Annotated in this window: 3 protein-coding genes; all 3 read left to right on the top strand. The window is 60.7% G+C overall.

Going from position 1 to position 2512, the window contains the following annotated elements; translation table 11 throughout:
* The first annotated feature begins 377 nt into the window (after nucleotides 1-377).
* Nucleotides 378-566 carry a hypothetical protein gene (locus F0Q45_RS25355; RefSeq protein WP_149656500.1) on the top strand — a complete coding sequence of 63 codons (189 nt, stop codon included), beginning with the start codon at nucleotides 378-380 and terminating at the stop codon, nucleotides 564-566.
* Between the two features lie 1045 nt (nucleotides 567-1611).
* The gene (locus F0Q45_RS25360) at nucleotides 1612-2016 is read left to right on the top strand and encodes a hypothetical protein (protein WP_149656501.1); all 405 of its coding nucleotides are present in this window, start codon (nucleotides 1612-1614) and stop codon (nucleotides 2014-2016) included.
* A gap of 217 nt (nucleotides 2017-2233) precedes the next feature.
* Nucleotides 2234-2431 carry a hypothetical protein gene (locus tag F0Q45_RS25365; RefSeq protein WP_149656502.1) on the top strand — a complete coding sequence of 66 codons (198 nt, stop codon included), beginning with the start codon at nucleotides 2234-2236 and terminating at the stop codon, nucleotides 2429-2431.
* Nucleotides 2432-2512: the final 81 nt, after the last annotated feature.

Here is a 2512-nt window from a genome sequence, read left to right on the forward strand (position 1 = left end):
GCTAGTGCGACGGAGGATATGGAGGACAGGAGGCCGTGGCCGCCTAGATGTGTCCCGGTGAAGCCGGAAAGTGTGCCTCGGGCAGTTGCGGCGTGTCGATCCGCGGGGCCTCCGGCGGTAGAGCCGATCCGATAGGTGGGGCCATGGGTGGTGTTAGCACATTGATAGGCGGAGCATATGGGCCGCCCGCGCATACCGGATCAGCAGGCGTCCTGGCGCACTGGGGATCGGATGGGCTGGTGGGCGGTCCCTGCCAATATGGGCCGCCCTGGCACACCGGATCAAGCGGCATCTGTATGCATTTGGGGTCAAGTGGGCCGGTAGGAGCGTCGGGGCCCGGATCGCCAGAGCCGGGATCGTCGAGCAGAACCGGCGCCATGAATGTGCCTGCGGAGCCCGACGTTGCGTTCGCTGGCGCAGCCACAGCTGTCGCTGGTAGCGCGATCAGCGCCACGGCCACCGCGATTTTGGTCATTGCGCTACGGGCACCCGAAGCCATCATCCAGTTCATTCTTAACTCCTCTGCTACGGACCGAACAGTCGCTGTTGGCATTGGCATCTATTGACGCGGCGCCACGGCGGTCTAAGCCGCTCATTCGAGATTGATAGTACATCTAATTAGATCGTCCGAGAAACCCGCAGCTGCGGTTTGCCTGGCGCCTGGCGAGTGCAGAGCACTAATTGCACCGGTCCATTCAGTTCCTAAACTGCCGTGCAAAGCTGCTGATGACACGAATTATGTTGGCAGTCTTAGGGTTTAAATTCACCCCCGCAAGCAATGCCGGCATGAGGCACGATCGGACGAATCGCGGCTGGATTAGGTGTGACCTTTCCCACGCCTTGCTCGCGTGAATTTTTTTCTTGGCGAGGACGCGCCTTTGCACGAAAAGATGGTTTGGGAAATGTAATTCACCACAATGAGATCGCTGCGGCAATGTGCCAGCCGCCGTTGACCGGCAGCCCACGTTCATGCTGCCCAGATACCGATCCGGGTCGACGTTTGCCCTCGGCGCCGGGTCACTGCACGCTGGCCTAGCGTCTCGGCGCTCTTGGCGCTCTCCCACTGGCCCTGTTCTGACGGTGCCGCCCACCGGCAACCTCCGGTGTCAGGACACCAGATCCTACTGACAACTATAGTTGACAGTATCCGCGACCGGGGTATGCTCCTTGATTGTCAACTTGAATATGACAAACAATTGACAGCGCACCGTTCCAACGAAAGGCTTTGTGCTGCAATTTCTCTCGCTGCCGAATCCAACTCGGCGGTCGATCGCGGTCAGCACGACGAGAGGGGCAGCACGTACCACGATTGGCATCGCCTCGTCCGACGCGGACCGTACGACCAAGGAAGCAAGAACTGCGAAAGATGAAGAACAAGCTTGTCATCATCGGCGCCGGCATCGGCGCGCTCAGTGTGATGAACGAGATCCGCCAAGCAGGTTTGCCGACGCGGGCCTAGACATCACGATCATCGATGAAGACTTCTCCCACATTCTGGGATTCACCTTGCCGTGGGTCATGCGGGGATGGCGCGACCAGCGACAGCGTGCCCATCCGCCTCGACTGCTGAGGCGCTGTCCGGAATCACCACCGTTACCCGCACGGTCACCAGTGATCCCCGGCGCCATGGGCATCATCTTGGATGACGATTCAGAAATCGCCTATGACGCGCTGGTGCTCGCGGCGGGATCCCGCATCGCAATCGACATGATCCCCGGATTTCAGGAGGCGGTCGACAGCGGTTCGGCCGACCACTATTACGCCACCGCAGCAGCGGCGTCCGCACACGGCGCGCTATCGAAGTTCATCAGCGGCAAGCTGGTATTCCTCATCACCTGCCAGCCGTTCCGGCGCCCTGTTGCCCCCTATGAGGGGGCCCTCCTCGCCGCGGACTTGCTGCGCGAGAACGGAACGCGCGCCTACACCCAGATCGCGGTGTACACCCCGGAGGCGCAACCCATGCCGTCGGCGGGACCCTACGCCGGCCAGGAACTCATCAGCAATGCTCAATGCTGACGGCATCGACGTCTATTGCGAGCAAACCGTCGAGCGCATCGACCGGTGATCCACTTCGAGGACGAAAAGACCTCCGCCCTCAACCTGATGGCATTCGTTCCTCCTCATCAGCCCGCGATAACGCTCGATCAACCGGAGTGGATTGCTGTCAACCCGCGCACTAATGCGAACCCAACAACCCGGGATATATCAGTGACATCACAGCAGTCACCTGTCCGTGGGGACGGCCCCTGCCGAAAGCGGCGGGCTTCGCCAGAATGGCGCCAAGGCCGCTGCCACGAATGTTCCCTACTACCTTGGGAACACCGACGAGAGTGCCACGCTGTCGGGCGAGGGTCACTGCTTCATCGACACCGGAGACCACAACTCCGCCATGAGCAAAGGCGACTTCTTCGCACTTCCGAACCCTGCCTGATTTGGCTCACGATTCGGGGTTCGTGGTATTGGCAGCGGGTTGAGTTGTTGTTTTCGGTTTGGGCTGCTGGGATCTGCGCAT

Source organism: Mycobacterium simiae (genome assembly GCF_008370645.1).
Lineage (GTDB): Bacteria > Actinomycetota > Actinomycetes > Mycobacteriales > Mycobacteriaceae > Mycobacterium > Mycobacterium simiae_A.

Excerpts from the sequence above, each read along its gene's own strand:
- F0Q45_RS25355 (WP_149656500.1), top strand. The coding sequence starts at position 378 with ATGAATGTGCCTGCGGAGCCCGACGTTGCGTTCGCTGGCGCAGCCACA.